The sequence below is a fragment of the Vibrio sp. 1288 genome, assembly GCF_033344475.1.
Map to the genome: position 1 here is coordinate 1 of NZ_JAWPOX010000818.1, position 592 is coordinate 592.

Genomic DNA, 592 nt, shown 5'->3' on the forward strand with positions numbered 1-592 from the left:
AAAGATGAGCAAGCCTCGCTTCGCTGGCAATATTGGTTAGGTCGAAGTGAGATTGCGCTGGGTGATGATATTGCAGGCAAACAGCGATTGGCGACCTTAGTTGGTCAGCGCAATTTCTACAGCGTAGCTGCGGCGAATGCGATTGGTCAGTCAATCAAATATCCATCTCATCGTATTAAGCTCGATACTAAGGTTATTCACCCGTATCAAAACTCTCTCACTCGTATTGAAGAGTTGATTGCGACAGATAAAATTGCGGCAGCGAAAAGTGAGTGGGCGCATTTGCTGAGTCGCGTAGGTAAAGATGAAAAGGCGATGTTGGCGGCGTATGCCTCATCCAAGAATTGGCATCACCTAACCGTCACAGCCAGTATCCAAGCGCAAATGTGGGACAACATTGAACTGCGATTCCCCATTGCGCACCGCTGGTGGTTCAACTTTTATGCGAAGAAGCATGACATCGACCCGATTACGATGATGTCGTTAGCCAGACAAGAAAGTGCATTGGATTCAGAGGCGCGTTCTCCGGTAGGGGCTCGCGGTATCATGCAAATCATTCCACCAACTGCGAAGTACCCGTCACGTAAATACA

1 protein-coding gene is annotated in these 592 nt (G+C 48.5%); it reads left to right on the forward strand.

What is annotated here, in order from left to right:
* A partial coding sequence (locus tag R8O11_RS29550; protein ID WP_318195167.1) for a transglycosylase SLT domain-containing protein occupies positions 1–592 on the forward strand: 592 nt, incomplete at both ends.